The organism is Pseudomonas sp. C32 (assembly GCF_030417915.1).
Taxonomy (GTDB): Bacteria; Pseudomonadota; Gammaproteobacteria; order Pseudomonadales; family Pseudomonadaceae; genus Aquipseudomonas.
Genome location: NZ_JAUHUK010000011.1, coordinates 92,492 through 114,173, shown reverse-complemented (window position 1 = coordinate 114,173; position 21,682 = coordinate 92,492). Strand labels below are relative to the sequence as shown.

The window sequence follows — 21,682 nt, the reverse complement described above, 5'->3', positions numbered from 1 at the left end:
GCTCATGCCAGATCCTCCACTGCACGGACGAACTGGTGACCACGGTCTTCGTAATTTTTGAACATGTCAAAACTGGCGCAGGCCGGCGACAGCAGCACGGCATCGCCCGGCAGGGCAACGGCGCGGCATTGCTCGACAGCTTCGGCCAGCGAACCGACACGGATCAGCGGTACGCCATCGCCAATGGCCTCGCCGATCTTGTCAGAGTCGCGGCCCATCAGGATTACGGCTCGGCAGTTGGCCGCCACCGGATCTCGCAGGTCCTTGAACTCGGCACCCTTGCCATCGCCACCGGCGATCAGCACGAGCTTGCCGTCGATGTCCGCGCCCAGGCCTTCGATGGCTGCCAGTGCGGCGCCAACGTTGGTGGCTTTGGAATCGTTGTAATAACTCACGCCATCGAGGTCACGGACCCACTGGCAGCGATGCTCAAGGCCGGCGAACGTGCGCAGGCTCGATAACATGGCATCGAACGGCAGGCCGACCGCATGACCCAGGGCCAGGGCTGCCAACGCATTGGACTGGTTATGGGCACCGCGAATCTTCAATTCGCGCACCGGCATCAGGTTCTGGAATTCGAAGGCCAGGTACTTCTCGCCGTCTTCTTCGCGAATGCCGAAAGCCTTGAAATCGGGTTTGCTCAAGCCGAAGGTCCAGCACGGCTGGCCCTCGCCCATCAGCGGACGGCTCAGCGCATCCTGACGGTTGACCACGAACTGTTTGGCTCCACGGAAGATCCGGTGCTTGGCCAGGTGATAGGCCGGCAGACCGCTGTAGCGGTCCATGTGGTCTTCGCTGACGTTGAGCACGGTCGCCACTTCGGCGTTGAGCTGATCGGTGGTTTCCAGTTGGAAACTCGACAGTTCCATCACGTACAACTCGATGTCGTCGCTGAGCAAGTCCAGCGCCGGCGTACCGAGGTTGCCACCCACGGCGACACGCTTGCCGGCCGCAGCCGCCATCTCGCCGACCAGGGTGGTCACGGTGCTTTTCGCATTGGAACCGCTGATGGCCACGATCGGCGCCTTCGCGTGACGCGCGAACAGCTCGATGTCACCGGACAATTTCACGCCACGGGCAGCGGCAGCCTGCAGGGCCGGGGTCGCCAGCGCCAGACCGGGGCTCACGTAGAGCTCGTCGGCACGGCACAGGAATTCGACGTCCAGCTCGCCACAACGCACTTCCACATGCGGGTAGTCACGCTTGAGCGTGGCCAGTTCCGGTGGATTTTCCCGCGTATCGGCCACGGCAAACGCCACGCCCCGGTTCGCCAGGAAGCGAACCAGGGACATGCCGCTCTTGCCGAGGCCGACAACGATGCGGAAGTGGTCAGAAGCGATCAGAGACACGAGTTTCTACCTCAGCTTCAGGGTGGCAAGGCCAACCAGCACGAGAATCACGGTGATGATCCAGAAACGGACGATCACACGCGGCTCAGGCCAGCCCTTGAGTTCAAAGTGGTGGTGAATCGGTGCCATGCGGAACACACGGCGACCGGTCAGCTTAAAGGAGGCAACCTGAATGACGACTGACAGGGTCTCCATCACGAACACGCCGCCCATGATGAACAGGACGATTTCCTGACGGACGATCACGGCGATGGTGCCCAGGGCCGCGCCCAGCGCCAGTGCGCCAACGTCACCCATGAAGACTTGCGCCGGGTAGGTGTTGAACCAGAGGAAACCCAGGCCCGCACCAATCAGTGCGCCGCAGAACACGATCAGCTCGCCCGCGCCCGGCACATAAGGAATCAACAGGTATTCGGCGAATTTCACGTTACCCGACAGGTAGCAGAAAATACCCAGGCCACCGCCGACCATCACGGTCGGCATGATCGCCAGACCGTCGAGGCCGTCGGTCAGGTTGACCGCGTTGCTCGAGCCGACAATCACGAAATAGGTCAGGACGATAAAACCGGCACCCAACGGAATGCTGTAGTCCTTGAGCATCGGCAGGATCAGGGTGGTTTCAACCGGCGTGGAGGCGGTCATATAAAGGAAGATCGCAGCGCCCAGGCCGAACACCGATTGCCAGAAATACTTCCAGCGGCTCGGAAGGCCGCGGGAATTCTTCTCGATCACCTTGCGATAGTCATCGACCCAGCCGATGGCGCCGAACAGCAAGGTCACCAGCAACACAACCCAGACGTAGCGGTTGCTCAGGTCTGCCCACAGCAGGGTGCTGACACCGATGGACGACAGGATCAGCGCGCCACCCATGGTCGGGGTGCCCGACTTCGACAGGTGCGATTGCGGGCCATCGTTACGAACGGACTGGCCGATCTGACGGTTCTGCAAAGTGCGGATCATCCACGGGCCATAGCACAGCGACAAAACCAGCGCGGTCAGTACACCGAGAATCCCGCGCAGGGTCAGGTACTGAAAGACCGCGAAGCCTTTGTAGAACTGTTGCAGATACTCCGCTAGCAGCAGCAGCATTAATGTTTCTCCAGGCTGGTCCCGCACAAAGCGGCAACGATGTTTTCCATCGCGGCGCTGCGCGAGCCCTTGATCAAAATGGTGGTGTTTGTATCTTGCTCGGCGCCCAGGGCCTTGATCAGTTCAGCCTGAGTGCTGAAGTGAAAAGCCTGTGGACCGAAAGCGTTGACGGCGTGAACCATCATTGGTCCGACCGCGTACAGCGCAGAAACCTTGCCACGGGCGTACTCGCCCACGTCGCGGTGCCCCTGCTCCGCCCAGTCGCCCAACTCGCCGATATCCCCGAGCACCAGAACGGTGCGGCCGGAAAAGCCGGCGAGTATATCAACGGCGGCGCACATCGAGGTGGGGTTCGCGTTGTAAGTGTCATCGATCACGCGCATGCCATTGGTGGCCAGTTGCGCGACGGTTCGCCCCTTGACCGGTTGCACCGCGCCAAGGCCGGTGGCGATGCCGAACAGCGATACACCCAACGCATGGGCAGCGGCGGCGGCGGCCATGGCGTTGGCGACGTTATGGGTGCCGAGCAGGTTCAGTTGAACACGCTCCACACCTTCTGGGCTGTGCAGGTTGAATGACGGGCAACCGCGAGCATCCGTGGCCAGATCACTGGCGTAGAAATCGGCGCTGACATTGCTCAACGCGAATGTCAGCACTTTGCGATCACCGGCGCGCGCCTTCCAGATACCAAACGCCTTGTCGTCGAGATTGAGAACGGCGACGCCATCGGCATCCAGCCCTTCAATAATCTCGCCCTTGGCTTCGACGATTTTTTCCGGACCGCCGAACTCGCCAACATGGGCAGTGCCGGCGTTGTTGAGAATGGCCACGTGCGGCTTGGTCATGCCGACGGTGTAGGCAATTTCGCCCAGGCGCGAAGCGCCCAGTTCGATCACGGCAGCGGTGTGCTCCGGCGCCAGCTCGAGCAGGGTCAGCGGAACGCCGAGGTCGTTGTTCAGATTGCCACGGGTCGCCAGTACCGCACCGCGCGTACGCAGGATGCTGGCCAGCATTTCCTTGACCGTGGTCTTGCCGCTGGAACCGGTCACGGCGGCGACGGGCTGGGTGAACGCGGCGCGGTTCAACGCACCGAGATGCCCCAAAGCCTCACGGGTGTCCCCGACCAGCAATTGTGGCAGCGTGCTGTCGGCGACTTCGCGCTCGACCAATGCCGCCACGGCGCCTTTGGCCGCGACATCATTCAGATAGTCATGACCGTCGAAGCGAGGGCCGGTCAGCGCGATGAACAGCTGACCCGGCTTGATCGCACGGCTGTCGATGCTGACGCCGTCGAAGCTGGCATCGCTACCGACCAGGCGAGCATTCAGCGCGCCGGTCAGCTCGCTCAATTTCAGGGCCTTAAGCATGGGCCACCTCCCACGCGCTCAGGGCATGATCGGCCTCGACCAGATCGGAGAAAGCGTGACGCTCGCCGTTGATTTCCTGATAGTCCTCGTGACCTTTGCCGGCCAGCACGATCACGTCATCCGCCGAAGCGCCAGCGATCAACTGCGCAATTGCCTGGCCACGACCAGCCACGAACGTCACTTTATCCACAGCGGTGAAACCGGCACGGATGTCGTCGAAAATCACTGCAGGGTCTTCAGTACGCGGATTGTCATCGGTGACGAGTACGCCATCGGCCAGACGCTCGACCACTTCGGCCATCAGCGGACGCTTGCCGCGATCACGGTCGCCGCCGCAACCGAACAGGCACAGCAGCCGGCCCTTGGCATGAGGGCGCAGGGCCAGCAACACTTTCTCCAGCGCATCCGGCGTGTGGGCGTAATCGACCACCACCAACGGCTGCGAACCGCCGCCCAGGCGCTGCATGCGCCCGGCCGGGCCTTCGAGTTTCGGCAACACCTTGAGAATTTCGTCCAGCGCGTAATCCAGGCCGAGCAACGCGCCAACCGCCGCGAGCACATTGCTCAGGTTGAAGCGACCCAGCAAGGCGCTGCGCAACAGATGCTCACCTTGAGGCGTGACCAGCGTGGCACGCACGCCTTCGTCGTCAAACTGCGCTGTCCGGCAATAGAGGTAGGCGCTGGAGTCTTCGAGGCTATAGGTGATCAACCGCGACTCACGCTTGTCAGCGGCGAGTTGCCGACCGAATTCGTCATCCAGGTTAACCACCCGGCATTTCAAATCGTTCCAGGTAAACAGCTTGGCCTTGGCTTCGCCGTAGGCCTGCATGGTGCCGTGGTAATCCAGGTGATCGCGAGACAGGTTGGTCATCACGGCCACGTCGAACGCCAGGGCAGTCACGCGCCCCTGGTCCAGACCATGGGAGGAGACTTCCATGGCGACGGCTTTGGCGCCGGCCTTTTTCAGGTCAGCCAGGGTCGCTTGCACGGCAATCGGATTCGGCGTGGTGTGCAGACCGCTTTCCAAGGCACCGTAAAAACCGGAGCCCAGCGTGCCGACGAGGCCGCAGTGCTGGCCGAGCAGGTCCAGCGCCTGGGCGACCAAGTTAGTGACGCTGGTCTTGCCGTTGGTGCCGGTCACGCCAACCATGTTCAGGTGATGGCTTGGCTCACCATAGAATCGCCCGGCGATGTCCGACAGCTGAGCCGCCAGACCTTTGACCGGAATCAGCGGCACCTCAGTGATCGGCAGCACCGTGGCGCCTTCCACTTCATAAGCCACCGCAGCCGCACCGCGCGCAAGCGCATCGGCGATGTGTGCACGACCATCGAATTTGCCGCCCGGCACCGCGAGGAACAGGTCCCCTGCGCGTACGTTGCGGCTGTCCAGCGCCAATTCACGGATCAACAGATCGTGACCGGCGTGGGGGAAAATCTTGTTCAGACTTAAAGACATCAGCCGCGCCCTCCATTGGCTTTCGGTGGAACGACCGGCGTTGCGTTCGCTTGTTGAGTCGGTGGCAGGTTGTCCGGCGTGACGTTCATCAGGCGCAGGGTGCCGGACATCACACGGCTGAACACCGGCGCCGATACCAGACCACCGTAGTAACCGGCCTTGGTCGGTTCATCGATCACCACCACGATGGCGTAACGCGGATCGCTCATCGGGCCGAAACCGGCGAACAGCGAGCGATAGGAATTCTCGGCGTAGCCTTTGGTGCCGACCGACGTTTTACGCGCCGTACCGGACTTGCCGCCCACGTGATAGGCCGGCACTTGCGCACGGAATACACCACGCGGTGCTTCGATCACTTGTTGCAGCATGGTCTGCATGGTTTTCGCGACGTGTTCCGGCAGTACCTGAGTGGTTTGCGGGGCTTTGTCGGTCTTGATCAGTGTCAGTGGTGCGAGACGGCCGTTGTTGGCCAAGGCCGAGAAGGCATGGACCAACTGGATCGCCGTCACGGAAATACCGTAGCCATAAGACAGCGTGGCGGTCTCCGCCTTGCGCCACTCACGGTAGTTCGGCAGGTTGCCGACGCGCTCACCCGGGAAGCCCAGGCCGGTGTCCTGGCCGAGGCCGACTTTCTGCGCCAGGCGGTAAATGGTTTCGCCGCCAATGTCGAAGGCGATCTTACTCATGCCGACGTTACTGGAGTTGATCAGAATGCCGGTCAGGTCGAGCACCGGACCTTCGGTCTTCGATACGTCGCGAATGGTGTATTTACCCAACTGCAAAGTGCCCGGATAAACTTCAACCGTATCGGTCGGCTTCCAGCGCCCGCTTTCGATCGCGGCGCTCATGGAGATCGCCTTCATGGTCGAACCCGGCTCGAACACGTCGATCATCGCGCGGTTGCGCATCATCGCCGGTTGCAGGTTGCGGCGGTTGTTGGGGTTGTAAGTCGGCTGGTTGACCATGGCGAGGATCTCGCCGGTCTTGACGTCCATGATCACCAGGCTGCCGGCCTTGGCACCGTTCTCGATGATCGCGTTGCGCAGTTCGCGGTTGGCCAGGTATTGCAGACGCAGGTCAATGGACAACGCCAAGGGCTTACCGGCCTTGGCGTTTTTGGTGACCTGGACATCCTTGATCAACCGGCCGCGCCGGTCCTTGATGACCTGACGTTTGCCGGGGACCCCGGCCAGCCATTCTTCATAGGCCAGTTCGACCCCTTCACGACCGTGATCGTCAATGTCGGTGAATCCGACCATATGGGCGGTGACTTCACCGGCCGGGTAGAAACGGCGGAACTCTTCGATGCCATAAACGCCCGGCACTTTCAGATCAAGCACAGCCTGACCCTGCTCAGGCGTCAGCCCGCGCACCAGATAAATGAATTCTTTGTTGGCCTGGGCTTCAAGACGTTCGGCCAGGGCTTTCGGGTCCTGCCCCAAGGCAGATGCCAGTGCCGGCCACTTCTCTTTGGCCGTCTGCATTTCCTTGGCATTGGCCCACAGGGTGGTGACCGGTGTACTCACGGCCAAAGGCTCGCCGTTACGGTCGGTGATCAGACCACGGTGAGCCGGAATGGGAATATGACGAACACTTCGCGCATCGCCCTGACCTTTAAGGAAGGCACGGTCGACCACTTGCAAATCGATAATGCGCCAGGCAATCGCCGCCACCATGACGCCGAGCAAGCCCAGTACCAGACGGAACCGCCACGGGAAGAGCGCGCCTTCGAGTTTCATCATGGCGCCACCATCTGCACTTCGGCGGCGCCAGGAATGCGCATTTTCAGTTGTTCGGTGGCCAGCACTTCGATACGACTGTGGGCCGTCCAGGTGCTCTGCTCAAGAATCAACCGGCCCCATTCGGCCTGCGCCTTGTCACGCACGCTCAACTCGCCGTACAGCGAGTTCAGCAACTGGCGATTCCAGTGAGCGCTGTAAGACACACCGATGGCCGACACGAGCACGCCGATAAACAGCAGCAGCATGAAAAAGCTTCCGCCGGGCAGTGGCTTGGCGAAAAGCTTACTCACCGCAGCTTCTCCGCCACACGCATGACAGCGCTACGGGAACGTGGGTTGGCTTTGAGTTCGGCGTCGGAGGCCGTCTGCGCTTTGCCATGGACTTTGATTTTGGGTTCGAACGCTACGTGTCGAACCGGCAGGTTGCGCGGCAGGTTGTCGGCTTCGCCTTTCACCAGTTTGCGCATGAACAGTTTGACGATGCGGTCTTCCAGCGAGTGGAAGCTGATGACCACCAGGCGCCCGCCCACTTCCAGGCAATCCAGCGCGGCTTCGAGGCCGGTTTCCAGATCACCCAGTTCGTTGTTGACGTGAATACGCAAACCCTGGAAGGCGCGGGTGGCCGGGTTCTTGCCTTTTTCCCATGCCGGGTTGGCGACTTTCAGGACTTCCGCCAGATCAGCGGTGCGCTCGAACGGTTTGATGTCGCGACGCTCGGCCACGGCTCGAGCCATGCGACCGGAGAAACGCTCTTCGCCGTACTCCTTGAACACCCGGGCAATTTCTTCCGCCGGTGCGGTGTTGACGAATTCGGCGGCGCTGATCCCGCGGGACGGGTCCATGCGCATGTCCAGCGGGCCGTCATTCAGGAAACTGAAGCCGCGTTCAGGATCGTCGAGTTGCGGGGAAGACACGCCGAGGTCGAGCAGAATACCGCTGACCTTGCCATGCAACCCACGCGCAGCGACTTCGGCACCGAGCTCGGCAAAACTGCGCTGTACAACGACAAAGCGGCCGTCTTCGGCCGCTAGCGTCTGCCCGGTGGCAATCGCTTGAGGATCTTTATCGAATCCGAGCAACCGACCCTCGGCGCCGAGCTGGCTGAGGATCAACCGACTGTGCCCGCCGCGCCCGAACGTGCCATCCAGATAGCAGCCATCAGGGCGTACGGCGAGAGCCTCGACGGCTTCGTCAAGCAGTACGGTGATGTGGTTAAAGCCGCTATCAATAGTCACAGGATCAAATCACGCAGTTCATCAGGCATAGCGCCCGGTTGTTGAATAGCAGCCAGGTCAGCAGCAGAAACCGCATTCCAGGCATCCTCGTCCCACAATTGGAACTTGTTCAGTTGGCCTACCAACATCGCGCGCTTATCCAACTTGGCATATTCACGAAGACGCGGCGGAACCAGAAAACGACCACTGCCATCGAGCTCGAGGTCGACGGCATTACCAATCAGTAAGCGTTGCAGGCGGCGGTTCTCTTCGCGAAGCGAAGGCAGTGCGCGCAGTTTGGTTTCAATAATTTCCCACTCGTCGAGTGGGTAAACACACAAACATGGATCAACGGCATCAATCGTGACGATCAACTGACCGGAACTACGCGAATCGAGCTCGTCACGGTACCGGCTCGGCATAGCGAGACGGCCCTTTGCATCGAGACTGATAGCGTTGGCTCCACGAAACACGTCAGCGTTTCTCCAAATTCTAGCGTTTTGAGTTCAAAAAACCCACTTCATGCCACTTTCCGCCACTTGCGCACACTATAGGAATGCGCCCACCACACCGTCAAGGCGCGGATCAAAGGAAAAGCCTTACAGAACTGAGATTTAGGAGCATAAAAGGAGGGGTAACGAAAATCTGGCAGATGAATTGGCCCAATAACTTGAATCAGCACAGGAGGCTGCGTTCGGAAGTTAAAGTAATTTATTAAGAGTAAGATTTTTTTGGTATTACGAATGAGGTTCTGCGGACGATTGTGAAAGGAGGGGAATTGCCATCACCGACACTCTGCTCATTGATTTAAGCAGAGGGAGAAAAAAGGTGGAGAGTCGATCTGTAAGCCGGGTTCTGTCTTGAACAGTCATTCGTCTACGATGGCCATCACTGGACATCTTTAGCAACCTACCCGGTCCCAGCGCGGGCCACGCCTTGGGACCCTATTTGGTCTTGCTCCAAGTGGGGTTTACCTAGCCACGAACTGTTGCCAGTCGTGCGGTGCGCTCTTACCGCACCTTTTCACCCTTACCGGCGCCGAAGCGCTTAGGCGGTTATTTTCTGTGGCACTTTCCGTAGGCTCACGCCTCCCAGGCATTACCTGGCACTTCGCCCTATGGAGCCCGGACTTTCCTCCCCCCCCTAATTTTCATAGAGGGCAGCGACTGTCCGATCGACTCTCCGCCGCGAAGGTTAACGGCAGAGCGCCCGAAGAACAAGCGCTAAACACCTTTAACCACGCCTGTGCGTCGGGTTTTACTCACCCTTCTGCTTATCCAGCGCGACTTGATACAGAACATTCTTGCGCTCGCCGGTAATTTGCGCTGCCAAAGCCGCCGCGCGCTTGAGCGGCATTTCTTCGAGCAACAGATTGAGGATGCGCATCGCTTCACTGCTCACCGAGTCTTCCGACTCGGGCGCCGTCCAGCCCGCCACCAACACCACACATTCACCCCGCTGCTGATTGCTGTCCGACTCGACGAACTCACGCAACTCGCCCAACGGCAAGCCCTTGAGGGTTTCGAAGGTCTTGGTCAGTTCACGCCCCAGCAATGCCGGGCGCTCAGCACCGAATACCAGCTCCATGTCCTGCAAGCACTCGAGAATGCGATGTGGCGCTTCATAGAAGATCAGCGTGCGCGGCTCTTCCTTGACGAGCTCCAGTCGCGCCCGTCGACCCACCGCCTTGGCCGGCAGGAAACCCTCGAAGATGAAGCGATCGGATGGCAGCCCCGCCGCCGACAACGCGGCAATCAAGGCGCAGGCCCCCGGCACCGGCACTACATTGATGCCCGCCGCACGCGCCTGGCGTACCAAGTGGTAGCCGGGGTCGGAAATCAGCGGCGTCCCGGCATCGGAAATCAATGCCACATTATCGCCGGCGAGCAGACGGGTAATAAAGCGACTACCTTCTTCTCGTTCGTTATGCTCATGACAGGCCGCCAGCGGCGTCGAGATACCGAAATGTTGCATCAGGCGCTGAGAGTGACGGGTGTCTTCGGCGGCAATCAATGCCACCTCGCGCAGGATTTTCAGCGCCCGCGCACTGATGTCATCCAGGTTGCCGATGGGCGTCGCCACCACGTAAAGCGAGCCAGCAGCGGAATTCAAAGCACCTGGAGCAGTCAAAGCGCACACCTCATGATCGGTAAAAGTCGCCATTGTAGCGCGTAGCGACCATGGCTTTTGCGACCGTTTGTGCACTGCCGCTACATTTACAGCAGCTAAATTGATTGATTCACGCCAGTAACATCGCGCCCCGGCCAGTGCTTGGGTACAATTCCACGCTAATTTGATCGAGTATCAGGAACACTTACATGATCGCTTGCCTGCGGCTGTTATCTGCCCTCTGCCTCGCTGCCTTGCTGGCGGCTTGCGCCAGCTCGCCCTCCTCCAGCCTTGGCGAACTTCCACGGACCCCGGACGCCAGTATCGAGCAACTGCTTGAGAAGGCCGCCCAAAGTAAATCGCCTGAAGACGCTGCCCTGTTGCGGCTGAGCGCAGCGGACCTGGCTTATCGCCAGGGCAATGCCGGCCAGTCCGCGCAAATCCTGCAACAGGTTCCCGTCGAATCGCTCAAACCCGGCCCACAGGTTTTCGCCAACACACTGGCAGCCGAACTGGCCATGACCCGCAACCAGCCGAAAGCCGCGCTGACGGCCTTGAGCCATCCGAGCCTGCAACGCCTGGGCGAACTGCCGGAGGAGCAACAAGTGCGCACCGGCACCGTTCGTGCCCGCGCGCTTGAAGCCGATGGACAGACCCTCGCCGCCGCACGGGAACGCATTGCTATCGCTCCGATGCTGAGCGATGAAGCGGCCGCAAAAAACCATGAAGCCATCTGGACGTTGATCGCTTCGCTGCCAACCGACCAGTTGCAGCCCAACAGCACCGACGACCTCGGTGGCTGGATGGCCCTGGCCCTGGCCGTGAAAACCGCCGGCACTCTGGAACAACAGCAAGCCGCTATCGACAACTGGCGCGCCCAGAACCCGAAACACCCGGCCGCTGTTCAGTTGCCAGTCGCCCTGACCAAGCTCAAGGAACTGGCCAGCCAGCCTCTGAGCAAAATCGCCCTGTTGCTGCCACAGGACGGCCCGCTGGCTTCGGTCGGCAAGGCCTTGCGTGACGGCTTCATGGCCGCTCACTACCAGGCTCAACAGGCCGGACAGAAGCCGCCAGCCATCGAGTTTTATGACAGCTCGCACCTGACCTCCATGGACGAGCTCTACCGCAAGGCCCAGGCCGATGGCGTGCAACTGATCGTTGGCCCACTGGAGAAGCCGCTGGTCAAACAACTCAGCACCCGCCCGCAATTGCCGATCACTACCCTGGCGCTGAATTACAGCGAGGGCGATCAAGGTCCGGCGCAGTTGTTCCAGTTTGGTCTTGCCGCTGAAGATGAAGCCCGCGAAGTGTCGCGCCGCGCACGCGCCGACGGCCTGCATCGCGCCGCCATCATGGTGCCGAAAGGTGAGTGGGGCGATCGCGTATTGAAGGCATTCAGCCAGGACTGGCAAGCCAATGGCGGCAGCATCGTCGCCATCGAGCGCGTCGACCAGCCCGTGCAATTGGCCCAACAGATCGCCGACATGTTCCAGCTACGCCAGAGCGAAGGCCGCGCCAAGAGCCTGCAAAGTACCGTTGGATCGCAGGTTGCCGCCCAGCCGTCGCGCCGTCAGGACATCGAGTTCATCTTCCTGGCGGCCACGCCGCAACAGGCTCAACAGATCAAGCCGACCCTGAACTTCCAGTACGCAGGTGACGTTCCGGTTTACGCCACCTCCCACGTCTTCAGCGCCAGCGGCGATGTGAACCAGTACAACGACATGAACGGCATCCGCTTCTGCGAGACCCCATGGTTGCTCGATGCCAATGATCCACTGCGCCGCCAGGTCACGGCTCAATGGCCGCAAGCGGGTGGCAGCCTCGGCCGCCTCTACGCCATGGGCGTTGATGCCTATCGCCTGGCGCCACGCCTGGGTCAACTGAAGGCCCTGCCGGACAGCCGCATCGAAGGCCAGTCGGGTAGCCTGGGCATGACACAGAGCCAGCGTGTCGTACGCCAGCTGCCATGGGCCGAGTTCGTCAACGGTCAGGTTCAACGCCTGCCGGACACCCCTCGCTGATGCCCGACAGATCACGCCAGCAAAGCGGAAAAGATGCCGAGCGCCATGCGCTCGAGCATCTTCAACAACAAGGTCTGCGCCTGTTGGCGCAGAACTGGTTGTGTAAACGCGGCGAGCTTGATCTGGTCATGCTAGATGGCGATACAGTAGTATTCGTTGAGGTCCGCTACAGAAAAAACACTCAATGGGGTGGCGCGCTCGACAGTATCGATGGGCGCAAACAGCAGAAACTGATCTTCGCCGCACAGTATTTTCTTCAGCGCGAGTCGCGCTGGGCCAATTCCCCCTGCCGCTTTGACGTGGTTGCCATAGACAGCAACCTCGATCAGTTGAACTGGCTGCAGAACGCCTTCGATGGCTGATCGCATGCACTCCAGACCGGACACCTTCACCCGACACTTTTGCTCTTTGCTTTGCGGGCTGCACATTCACGTGCCGAACAGCCGCGCTAATTAAGGTCACACAGATGGACATGCAATCCCGAATTCGCCAGCTTTTCCAGGCCAGTATCGACACCAAGCAACAGGCGATGGACGTACTTGCACCGCACATCGAGCAAGCCAGCCAGGTCATGGTCAATGCCCTGCTCAACGAAGGCAAAATGCTTTCCTGCGGCAACGGCGGCTCTGCCGGCGATGCCCAGCATTTCTCGTCCGAGCTGCTCAATCGCTTTGAGCGTGAGCGCCCGAGCCTGCCAGCCATCGCCCTGACGACCGACAGCTCGACAATCACTTCGATCGCCAACGACTACAGCTACAACGAAATCTTCTCCAAGCAGATCCGCGCACTCGGCCAACCGGGTGACGTATTGCTGGCGATTTCCACCAGCGGCAACTCGGCAAACATAATTCAAGCGATCCAGGCCGCACATGATCGCGAAATGATTGTCGTAGCTTTGACGGGTCGTGACGGTGGCGGCATGGCGTCACTGCTGTTGCCCGAGGACGTAGAGATTCGCGTACCGGCCAACGTCACCGCTCGTATCCAGGAAGTCCACCTGCTGGCGATCCACTGCCTATGCGACTTGATCGACAGCCAATTGTTCGGGAGTGAAGAATGACCCCTAATCGCCTTGGCCTACTGGCCTTGACCCTGTGCCTCGGCATCAGCGGCTGCACCTCGGTGGTGACAGCCAGCCGTGAAGCGCCGATTGAAGATGACCGTGGCACTCGCACACTGGGCAGCAAGATCGACGATTCCCTGATCGACACCAAGGTCGGCGTAAACATTGCCAAGGTTGATCCAGCCCTGGATAAAGACTCGCACATCGTTGTCACCAGCTTTAACGGCGTCGTACTGCTCGCCGGGCAAACGCCGCGAGAAGACCTCAAGGCCAAGGCCGAACAGGCTGCAGCAGCGGTTCAGCGCGTAAAGAAGGTTCACAACGAACTACAAGTACTGGCGCCCTCTTCACTGCTGGCACGCCAGAATGACACCTGGCTGACCACCAAGATCAAAGCGCAGATGCTCACCGATCCGAACATCCCCGGATCACGCATCAAGGTCGTGACTGAAAACGGCATTGTCTACCTGCTGGGCCTGCTGACCAAACAGGAGGCCACACAGGCAACCAATCTGGTTCAAGGCGTTTCCGGCGTGCAGAAGATCGTGAAGCTGTTCGAATACATCGACTGACCCGCACGCTATATAGGAGCTGCCACAGGCTGCGATCTTTTGATCCTGAAAAAAATCGCAGCCTTCGGCAGCTCCTACAAGCAATAAAAAAGGCGATCCATTCGGATCGCCTTTTTTATTACTTCACCACCTTCAAACTAGGACGACCGCTGGGACGCGGCGGCTCGCTGTCAGGAGGTGGAATGTCGTCATCCGGCTCAATGTCGTCGTCCTCCCCCATAGGCGATTCCAGATCGAACACCATACCCTGGCCATTCTCCCGAGCATAAATGCCCAGGATCGAAGCTATAGGCACAAACAAGGTGTGCGGCACGCCACCGAAACGACCTTCGAAGCTCACGGCCTCGTTGTCCATATGCAAATGGCGCACAGCTTGTGGCGATACGTTCAGGACGATCTGCCCGTCACTGGCAAAACCCTGCGGCACCTGCACCGACGGGTACTCGGAATTGACCAGCATGTGCGGGGTGCAATCGTTATCCACAATCCACTCGTAGAGCGCACGGACCAGATAAGGTCGACTGGAGTTCATAGCGGCTCCTTAAGCCTTAGCGCATGTCGCGTTCGACACCAGACAGACTCGCCTGGAAAGCCTCACGCGCAAACTGGCGCTCCATGTAATCAAGCAGCGGCTTGGCCGGCCGCGGCAGTTCAATACCCAGAATCGGCAAACGCCAGAGTATGGGCAATAGGCAGCAATCCACCAGACTTTGTTCCTCACTGAGGAAAAACGGTTTGTCGGCGAACAACGGCGACACGCCCGTCAGGCTTTCGCGCAACTCTTTACGAGCCACGACACGGGCCGCTTCCTTGGTCCGCGAATCCAGAATCAGATCCACCAGACCACACCAGTCACGCTGAATGCGATGAATCAGCAGACGGCTATTGGCACGCGCCACAGGATAAACCGGCAGAAGCGGCGGGTGCGGGTAACGCTCATCCAGATATTCCATCACCACGGTCGATTCCCACAACGCCAAGTCACGATCGACCAGGGTGGGCAAGCTGCCGTAGGGGTTCACTTCGATCAGTTTAGGTGGTTGGCGGCCGGCCTCCACATAAATGATCTCTGCGCTGACACCCTTCTCTGCCAGTACGATGCGCACTCGGTGGGAATAGTGGTCGGCGGGGTCGGAGTAACAGGCCAACCGATTGGTCACGCCCATGGCGGTCCTCCTCGCTTGTAGAAATTATCGGAAGCGGAAAAACGAGCGCGCCCAGAGGGCGCCTCCCGTAACGTCTGGATCACCAGTTCGCTACTCGAAGGCGCCCTTGGGCGCGCGCGATTAACAGCAATTGCTTGAAACGTTATCAGTGCACGTCTTTCCAGTATTCGCGCTTGAGCAGATAAGCGAATACGAAGAAGAACGCCAGGTACAGCAATACATATGTACCAATGCGCTGATGCTGCAGCTTAACCGGGTTAGCCGAGTAAGCCAGGAAGGTTACCAGATTCTTGACCTTCTCATCGAACTGCTCTTCGGTCAAAGCACCGCTTTTCGGCACGATGGTCAGTTGATCGCACGCTTCATGAGTCAGCGGCGTACCCGTCAACGGATCATATTGCTTCTTGCCGTCTTCAACGATCTGAACCTGTTTGCAACCGACAACCTGACGACCTTGCAGGCCGACCAGGACGTTAGGCATGCCCACGTTCGGGAAGACCTTGTTGTTCACACCCCAAGGGCGCGACGGGTCTTCGTAGAACGACTTCAGGTAACCGTAGAGCCAGTCAGTGCCACGAACACGTGCGACCAGCGTCAAGTCCGGTGGCGCCGCGCCAAACCAGGCCTTGGCGTCCGCCGGCTGCATGCCGATGTTCATGTGATCGCCAATCTTGGCGCCGGTGAAGACCAGCTTCTCCAACATCAATTCATGGGGAATGCCCAAGTCGTCGGCAACACGCTCGTAACGCTGGAATTTGGCGCTATGGCAGCCCATGCAGTAGTTGGCGAACGTACGCGCGCCATCTTGCATGGCCGCTTTATCGGAAACGTCGATGTCGACTTTTTCCAGCGCAGGGCCACCGTGTTCAGCAGCGAAAGCGAACACTGGCAGCGCAGCAAGCATCAATACAGCAAATAGCTTTTTCATCAGCCAGTCACCCTTTCCGGAACCGGTTTGGTCTTCTCAAGCCTGGTGTAGAACGGCATCAGAATGAAGTAGGCGAAGTACAGGAAAGTACATACCTGCGACAGCAACGTACGGCCCGGAGTTGGCGCCAGAACACCCAGCACACCCAGGATCACGAACGAGATGCAGAACACCCACAGCCAGATCTTGCTCATCCAGCCCTTGTAGCGCATCGACTTGACGGGGCTACGATCGAGCCACGGCAGGACGAACAGCACCGCGATGGCCGCGCCCATGGCGATAACACCCAGGAGCTTGTCCGGAACCGCCCGCAGAATCGCGTAGAACGGCGTGAAGTACCAGACCGGAGCAATGTGCTCTGGGGTCTTGAAGGCGTTCGCCACTTCAAAGTTCGGCTTCTCGAGGAAGTAGCCGCCCATCTCGGGGAAGAAGAACACGATCGAACAGAAGATGAACAGGAACACCACCACGCCGACGATATCTTTCACGGTGTAGTACGGATGGAAGGCGATGCCGTCCAGCGGGATACCGTTTTCGTCTTTGTGTTTCTTGATGTCCACGCCGTCGGGGTTGTTCGAACCGACTTCGTGCAGCGCCAGGATGTGCAATACCACCAGACCGAGAATCACGATCGGCAAGGCAACCACATGCAAGGCGAAGAAGCGGTTCAGGGTGATACCGGAAATCAGGTAGTCACCACGGATCCACTGGGTCAGGTCGTCGCCGATGACCGGGATCGCACCGAACAGCGAGATGATCACCTGGGCACCCCAGTAGGACATCTGACCCCACGGCAGCAGGTAGCCCATGAACGCTTCAGCCATCAGCGCCAGGTAGATCAGCATGCCGAAGACCCACACCAGCTCACGCGGCTTCTGGTACGAGCCGTAGAGCAAGCCACGGAACATGTGCAGATAAACCACGATGAAGAACGCCGAAGCGCCGGTGGAGTGCAGCAGACGCAGGATCGAGCCGTACTCGACGTCGCGCATGATGTATTCGACGGAAGCAAAGGCTTCTTCCGCCGACGGGGTGTAGCTCATGGTCAGCCAGACACCGGTAACGATCTGGTTGACCAGAACGAGCAGCGCCAGGGAGCCAAAGAAGTAGAAGAAGTTGAAGTTCTTCGGAGCGTAATACTTGCTGAGATGGTCTTCCCACATCTTGGTGGCGGGAAAGCGCGCATCAACCCAATCCATGAACTTGCTCATCACGCTTTCTCCGTATCGACGCCAACGACAATGATGTCATCGGTCTCATAGGAATGCGGGGGAACTGGCAGGTTCAAAGGCGCAGGTTGCGACTTGTAGACGCGGCCAGCCAGATCGTAATGGGAACCGTGGCAAGGACAGAAATAACCGCCCACCCAGTCTTTGCCCAGATCAGCAGGTGCCACTTCAGGACGGAATGTCGGCGAACAACCCAGGTGCGTGCAGATACCAATCAGCAGCAGAACCTCGGGCTTGATCGAACGTGTTTCCGGATCAACATAGGTAGGTTGTGTCGAGTTCTTGGAGGTCGGGTCAGACAACTGGCCCTCGATCTTTTTCAGATTCCCCAGGATTTCCTCAGTACGGCGGACGATGAACACCGGCTGACCGCGCCACTCAGCAATCATCTGCTGGCCTGGCTCGATTTTGCTGACATTCACTTTCACCGGTGCACCTGCGGCTTTCGCCTTGGCACTGGGAAACCATGACCCCACGAACGGGACCGCAGCCCCCACCGCTCCTGCAGCACCCACCACGGATGTGGCTGCTACCAAGAAGCGACGCCGGCCTGTATTCACGCCGTCATTGCTCATTCAGTCCTCTCCCATCAGCTTTGTGGCCTGTTAAATCAGGCATCTACTAAGTAAAACTATGTACTTATAAAAATTTTGCCGAATGGTAATGAAAAGCCCCAATTCTGACAAGGTAATTACCGGAGCCCATCACCCCCAAGCCTTGTAGTATAGGGCGTCTGCGGATGTGGCAAGTTGTCACAGCGCAATTCTTTGATAAATCGCACACATAAAAAAACGCCCAGCTCCGCGAGGAAACTGGGCGTTCTTTTTTGAACGTGAAAGCGAATTAACGCTTCGAGTACTGCGGACGCTTACGCGCTTTACGCAGACCGACTTTCTTACGTTCAACTTCACGAGCATCGCGGGTTACGAAGCCAGCTTTACGCAGAGCACCGCGCAGAGTCTCGTCGTAATCCATCAGAGCGCGAGTGATACCGTGGCGGATTGCGCCAGCTTGACCACTTACACCACCGCCGATCACGGTGACGTAGATGTCGAACTTCTCGACAGTCTCAGTCAATTCCAGCGGCTGACGAACTACCATGCGGGCAGTTTCACGGCCGAAGAAATTTTCCAGCGAACGGTTGTTGATGGAGATGTTACCAGTACCCGGACGCAGGAAAACGCGTGCGGTTGCGGTCTTGCGACGGCCAGTGCCGTAATTTTGAGTCGCCGACATAATGAACTATTCCGTTAAAACTTCAGTTCTTGGGGCTGCTGAGCAGTATGAGGGTGAGCAGCGCCCGCATAGACTTTCAGCTTACGATACATGTCGCGACCCAGTGGGTTTTTAGGCAGCATGCCTTTAACCGCGGTCTCGATCACGCGCTCAGGGGCTTTAGCGATCAGCTTTTCAAAGTTGATCGACTTGATGCCGCCCGGGAAACCGGAGTGGGAGTAGTACATTTTGTCAGTGGTTTTAGCACCGGTAACACGAATCTGCTCAGCATTGATAACGACGATGTAGTCGCCGGTGTCAACGTGAGGAGTGTACTCAGGCTTGTGCTTGCCACGCAGACGGCTCGCGATTTCGGTGGCCAGACGACCCAGGGTCTGACCAGCAGCGTCGACGACAAACCAGTCGCGCTTTACTGTTTCCGGTTTAGCAGTAAAAGTTTTCATTCTTTATAGCCTCAGGGGCCGCCCTGTAAATTAGACGGCGGATCTTACTGAATAGTGCGTACTTTGACAAGTCAAAGGCAGCCGGATACAGACGCTTTCGGGGGCTCGGGTCGGCGCGTCCGTTCAACGGCAAGATTCTTCGGCGGCGGCGCATCACTTCCACTGCAGAAAGAGGTGCGCAATTATGCAGATTGCGAAAAATAATTCAACCTGCTTTTATGATTGTTTTGCCCAAGGAGCACCCCGATGGAATATCGCCAGCTAGGCCGAACCAATCTGAACGTGAGTGCCCTCTGCCTCGGAACCATGACCTGGGGCGAGCAAAACAGCGAAGCAGACGCCTTCGCCCAGATTGAACGGGCCAAGAGCGCCGGGATCAACTTCATCGATACCGCCGAGATGTACCCGGTGCCACCCAAGGCCGAAACCTACGCCAACACCGAACGCTACATCGGCAATTACTTCAAAAGCCGCGGCGATCGTGCCGACTGGATCCTGGCCAGCAAGATCGCCGGCCCCGGCAACACCATCGACTACATTCGCGACAAGCATCTTCGACACAATCGACAGCACATCACGGAGGCCGTCGATGGCAGCCTCAAGCGCCTGCAAACCGATTACATCGACCTGTATCAACTGCACTGGCCAGAGCGCAGCACCAACTTCTTCGGCCAGCTGGGTTACAAACACGTCACCGAAGCGAACCTGACGCCACTGGAGGACACCCTCGAAGCGCTGGACGAGCAGGTCAAGGCCGGCAAGATTCGCCACATCGGCCTGTCCAACGAAACGCCATGGGGCACCATGCGCTTCCTCGCCCTGGCCGAAGCCCGTGGCTGGCCACGCGCCGTGTCGATCCAGAACCCGTACAACCTGCTCAATCGCAGCTTCGAAGTCGGCCTGGCGGAAATCGCCATCCGCGAACAGTGCGGCCTGCTGGCTTATTCGCCGTTGGCGTTTGGCTTTCTGTCGGGCAAGTACGAAGGTGGCGCGCGCCCGCCGAAGGGCCGCCTGAGCCTCTATAGCCGCTTCAGTCGCTACTTCAACCCGCAGTCGGAAGCGGCGTGCAGCCGCTATGTGGCATTGGCCCGCAAGCACGGCCTGGACCCAGCGCAAATGGCGTTGGCCTTCGTCACTCAGCAGCCGTTCGTGACCAGCAACATCATTGGCGCGACCACGCTTGAGCAACTGGACAGCAACATCGCCAGTTTTGACCTGAAGCTGTCGGAAGAGGTGCTGGAAGGGATCGAGGCGATCCACAAGGATCATCCGAACCCTGCTCCATAATCCCGCATTTGTAGGAGCTGGCTTGCCAGCGAGGGCGACTTGCCTGACGCATCGCGTCGCCAGGTTCGCCAGCAAGCCGGCTCCTACAGTCACCGGGCCATCAAAGCGACCGCGCAATAATCTCCTTCATGATTTCATTGGTCCCGGCATAAATCCGTTGCACCCGCGCATCCGCCCACGCCCGGGCAATCGGGTATTCCCACATGAAGCCGTAGCCGCCATGCAGTTGCACGCACTCGTCGAGCACCTTGCATTGCAGATCGGTGCCCCAGTATTTGGCCATCGCCGCCGTTGGCACATCGAGCTTGCCTTGCAGATGCAGTTCAAGACAGCGGTCGACGAAGACCCGGCCGATCTGGATTTCCGTCGCCATCTCAGCCAGCTTGAAACGGGTGTTCTGGAAGTCCGCGATCGACTTGCCGAACGCTTTGCGGTCGCGGGTGTAATCCAGCGTCCATTGCAAACCGGCCTCGGCTGACGCCAGCCCGCCGATGGCCACGGTCAACCGCTCCTGCGGCAACTCCTGCATCAGATAGGCAAAGCCCATTCCGGCCTGGCCGAGCAGGTTTTCCTTCGGCACCCGGACATCCTGAAAGAACAATTCCGAGGTGTCCTGGGCTTTCATGCCGACCTTTTCCAGGCGCTTGCCCTTTTCGAAGCCCGGCGTGTTGGCCTCGACCAGAAACAGGCTGGTGCCTTTCGCGCCCGCCTTGGGATCGGTCTTGGCAACGACAATCACCAGATCCGCCAGATAACCGTTGGTGATAAAGGTCTTCGAGCCGTTGATGACATATTCATCGCCGTCGAGCACGGCGGTGGTTTTCACCCCTTGCAGGTCGGAGCCGGCACCCGGCTCGGTCATGGCAATCGCGGTGACCATCTCGCCAGATACCAGCTTCGGCAGGTATTTGTGTTTCAGCGCCTCGCTGCCGTAATGCAGGATGTAAGGAGCAACGATGTCCGAATGCAGCGAGAATCCGATGCCGGTCAAACCCAGTCGACCGACCTCTTCAATCACCACTGCGCTGTATAGAAAGTCCGCCCCCAGCCCGCCGTACTCTTCCGGCAAATGCGAGCACAACATCCCCGCCTCCCCTGCCTTGTTCCAGAGCTTACGGTCGATATAGCCCTGTTTTTCCCATTGCCCATGGAACGGCACCGCTTCTTTTTCGAGGAATGTGCGCACGCTGTCGCGAAAAAGTTCGTGCTCGGAACTGAACAGGGTTCTAGGGATCATGCGGCACCTTTCTTTATTTTTAGAAGAAACAGACCTCAGAGACTAAGCCCCGCTCTCGATACAGGACACTGGACACATCCGACAAAAAATAAGACGATCCAGCCGTCTGGTGACCACTTTCCCCTATAAGAATAAAGTTGAATTATGTCTAACCAAGCCTCCACGCCCCTGCGGC

At 59.0% G+C, this 21,682-nt stretch carries 22 protein-coding genes and 1 other RNA gene; 5 read left to right on the top strand and 18 right to left on the bottom strand.

The genetic code is table 11. From position 1 onward, the window contains the following. Nucleotides 1–2 precede the first annotated feature (2 nt). The 10 genes from murD to rsmI all read right to left on the bottom strand — a co-directional run bounded on the left by murD (nt 3) and on the right by rsmI (nt 10,379). Nucleotides 3–1,349 (bottom strand): UDP-N-acetylmuramoyl-L-alanine--D-glutamate ligase, encoded by a 1,347-nt coding sequence (gene murD, locus QYH43_RS14590; RefSeq protein WP_095056967.1) that lies wholly within the window; start codon nt 1,347–1,349, stop codon nt 3–5. A 6-nt stretch (nt 1,350–1,355) separates the two neighbouring features. Beyond that, nucleotides 1,356–2,438: a phospho-N-acetylmuramoyl-pentapeptide-transferase gene (gene mraY / locus QYH43_RS14585; protein ID WP_090286123.1), complete on the bottom strand. Its 1,083-nt coding sequence runs from the start codon at nt 2,436–2,438 to the stop codon at nt 1,356–1,358. Next, complete coding sequence (gene murF, locus QYH43_RS14580; RefSeq protein WP_301157261.1) at nt 2,438–3,805, bottom strand: UDP-N-acetylmuramoyl-tripeptide--D-alanyl-D-alanine ligase; 1,368 nt, start codon at nt 3,803–3,805, stop codon at nt 2,438–2,440. The genes mraY and murF overlap by 1 nt, the downstream gene beginning before the upstream one ends. Then, entirely contained in the window at nt 3,798–5,261 is a 1,464-nt protein-coding gene (locus tag QYH43_RS14575) for a UDP-N-acetylmuramoyl-L-alanyl-D-glutamate--2,6-diaminopimelate ligase (protein WP_301157260.1), read from the bottom strand. The genes murF and QYH43_RS14575 overlap by 8 nt, the downstream gene beginning before the upstream one ends. Beyond that, entirely contained in the window at nt 5,261–7,000 is a 1,740-nt protein-coding gene (locus QYH43_RS14570) for a penicillin-binding protein 2 (RefSeq protein WP_177408779.1), read from the bottom strand. Before QYH43_RS14570 ends, QYH43_RS14575 begins: the two co-directional genes overlap by 1 nt. After that, entirely contained in the window at nt 7,000–7,293 is a 294-nt protein-coding gene (ftsL, locus tag QYH43_RS14565) for a cell division protein FtsL (RefSeq protein WP_095056963.1), read from the bottom strand. Before ftsL ends, QYH43_RS14570 begins: the two co-directional genes overlap by 1 nt. Further along, entirely contained in the window at nt 7,290–8,231 is a 942-nt protein-coding gene (gene rsmH / locus QYH43_RS14560; protein ID WP_095057130.1) for a 16S rRNA (cytosine(1402)-N(4))-methyltransferase RsmH, read from the bottom strand. Before rsmH ends, ftsL begins: the two co-directional genes overlap by 4 nt. 2 nt (nt 8,232–8,233) lie before the next feature. Then, complete coding sequence (gene mraZ / locus QYH43_RS14555) at nt 8,234–8,689, bottom strand: division/cell wall cluster transcriptional repressor MraZ (RefSeq protein WP_007917012.1); 456 nt, start codon at nt 8,687–8,689, stop codon at nt 8,234–8,236. 355 nt (nt 8,690–9,044) lie between these two features. After that, nucleotides 9,045–9,398, bottom strand: an RNA gene (rnpB, locus tag QYH43_RS14550) — RNase P RNA component class A. Nucleotides 9,399–9,473: 75 nt separating this feature from the next. Further along, a complete protein-coding gene (gene rsmI, locus QYH43_RS14545) occupies nt 9,474–10,379 on the bottom strand; it encodes a 16S rRNA (cytidine(1402)-2'-O)-methyltransferase (protein WP_177408775.1) in 906 nt (301 codons plus the stop codon). 155 nt (nt 10,380–10,534) lie between these two features. On the opposite strand from rsmI, the gene QYH43_RS14540 reads away from it, so the two are divergent. From QYH43_RS14540 to QYH43_RS14525, 4 genes are all read left to right on the top strand, one after another. Continuing rightward, nucleotides 10,535–12,346, top strand: a complete 1,812-nt coding sequence (locus tag QYH43_RS14540; protein ID WP_095056961.1) for a penicillin-binding protein activator — start codon at nt 10,535–10,537, stop codon at nt 12,344–12,346. Beyond that, the gene (locus QYH43_RS14535) at nt 12,346–12,708 is read left to right on the top strand and encodes a YraN family protein (RefSeq protein WP_095056960.1); all 363 of its coding nucleotides are present in this window, start codon (nt 12,346–12,348) and stop codon (nt 12,706–12,708) included. The genes QYH43_RS14540 and QYH43_RS14535 overlap by 1 nt, the downstream gene beginning before the upstream one ends. A gap of 104 nt (nt 12,709–12,812) precedes the next feature. After that, the gene (locus tag QYH43_RS14530) at nt 12,813–13,406 is read left to right on the top strand and encodes a phosphoheptose isomerase (RefSeq protein WP_007904374.1); all 594 of its coding nucleotides are present in this window, start codon (nt 12,813–12,815) and stop codon (nt 13,404–13,406) included. Further along, nucleotides 13,403–13,981, top strand: coding sequence for a BON domain-containing protein (locus QYH43_RS14525; RefSeq protein ID WP_095056959.1), 579 nt, complete (start codon nt 13,403–13,405; stop codon nt 13,979–13,981). The genes QYH43_RS14530 and QYH43_RS14525 overlap by 4 nt, the downstream gene beginning before the upstream one ends. Before the next feature lie 118 nt (nt 13,982–14,099). On the opposite strand, the gene QYH43_RS14520 is transcribed toward QYH43_RS14525, so the two are convergent. The 7 genes from QYH43_RS14520 to rplM form a co-directional block, all read right to left on the bottom strand. Continuing rightward, on the bottom strand, nt 14,100–14,513 hold the full coding sequence (locus QYH43_RS14520; protein ID WP_095056958.1) for a ClpXP protease specificity-enhancing factor: 414 nt from the start codon (nt 14,511–14,513) through the stop codon (nt 14,100–14,102). A gap of 16 nt (nt 14,514–14,529) precedes the next feature. Then, the gene (locus tag QYH43_RS14515; RefSeq protein ID WP_007939828.1) at nt 14,530–15,147 is read right to left on the bottom strand and encodes a glutathione S-transferase N-terminal domain-containing protein; all 618 of its coding nucleotides are present in this window, start codon (nt 15,145–15,147) and stop codon (nt 14,530–14,532) included. 145 nt (nt 15,148–15,292) lie between these two features. Beyond that, nucleotides 15,293–16,075 carry a cytochrome c1 gene (locus QYH43_RS14510; protein ID WP_095056957.1) on the bottom strand — a complete coding sequence of 261 codons (783 nt, stop codon included), beginning with the start codon at nt 16,073–16,075 and terminating at the stop codon, nt 15,293–15,295. Further along, nucleotides 16,075–17,286: a cytochrome bc complex cytochrome b subunit gene (locus QYH43_RS14505; protein WP_095056956.1), complete on the bottom strand. Its 1,212-nt coding sequence runs from the start codon at nt 17,284–17,286 to the stop codon at nt 16,075–16,077. The genes QYH43_RS14510 and QYH43_RS14505 overlap by 1 nt, the downstream gene beginning before the upstream one ends. Next, complete coding sequence (gene petA, locus QYH43_RS14500) at nt 17,286–17,879, bottom strand: ubiquinol-cytochrome c reductase iron-sulfur subunit (protein ID WP_095056955.1); 594 nt, start codon at nt 17,877–17,879, stop codon at nt 17,286–17,288. The genes QYH43_RS14505 and petA overlap by 1 nt, the downstream gene beginning before the upstream one ends. A gap of 268 nt (nt 17,880–18,147) precedes the next feature. Continuing rightward, nucleotides 18,148–18,540: a 30S ribosomal protein S9 gene (gene rpsI, locus QYH43_RS14495; RefSeq protein WP_008080273.1), complete on the bottom strand. Its 393-nt coding sequence runs from the start codon at nt 18,538–18,540 to the stop codon at nt 18,148–18,150. Between the two features lie 14 nt (nt 18,541–18,554). Further along, on the bottom strand, nt 18,555–18,983 hold the full coding sequence (gene rplM / locus QYH43_RS14490) for a 50S ribosomal protein L13 (RefSeq protein WP_007917032.1): 429 nt from the start codon (nt 18,981–18,983) through the stop codon (nt 18,555–18,557). 246 nt (nt 18,984–19,229) lie between these two features. Between rplM and QYH43_RS14485 the strand changes: the two genes are divergently transcribed. Beyond that, nucleotides 19,230–20,270 carry an NADP(H)-dependent aldo-keto reductase gene (locus tag QYH43_RS14485; protein ID WP_301157259.1) on the top strand — a complete coding sequence of 347 codons (1,041 nt, stop codon included), beginning with the start codon at nt 19,230–19,232 and terminating at the stop codon, nt 20,268–20,270. 100 nt (nt 20,271–20,370) lie between these two features. Here QYH43_RS14485 and QYH43_RS14480 read toward each other — a convergent pair whose 3' ends face one another. After that, the gene (locus QYH43_RS14480; RefSeq protein ID WP_095056953.1) at nt 20,371–21,507 is read right to left on the bottom strand and encodes an acyl-CoA dehydrogenase family protein; all 1,137 of its coding nucleotides are present in this window, start codon (nt 21,505–21,507) and stop codon (nt 20,371–20,373) included. Between the last annotated feature and the right edge of the window lie 175 nt (nt 21,508–21,682).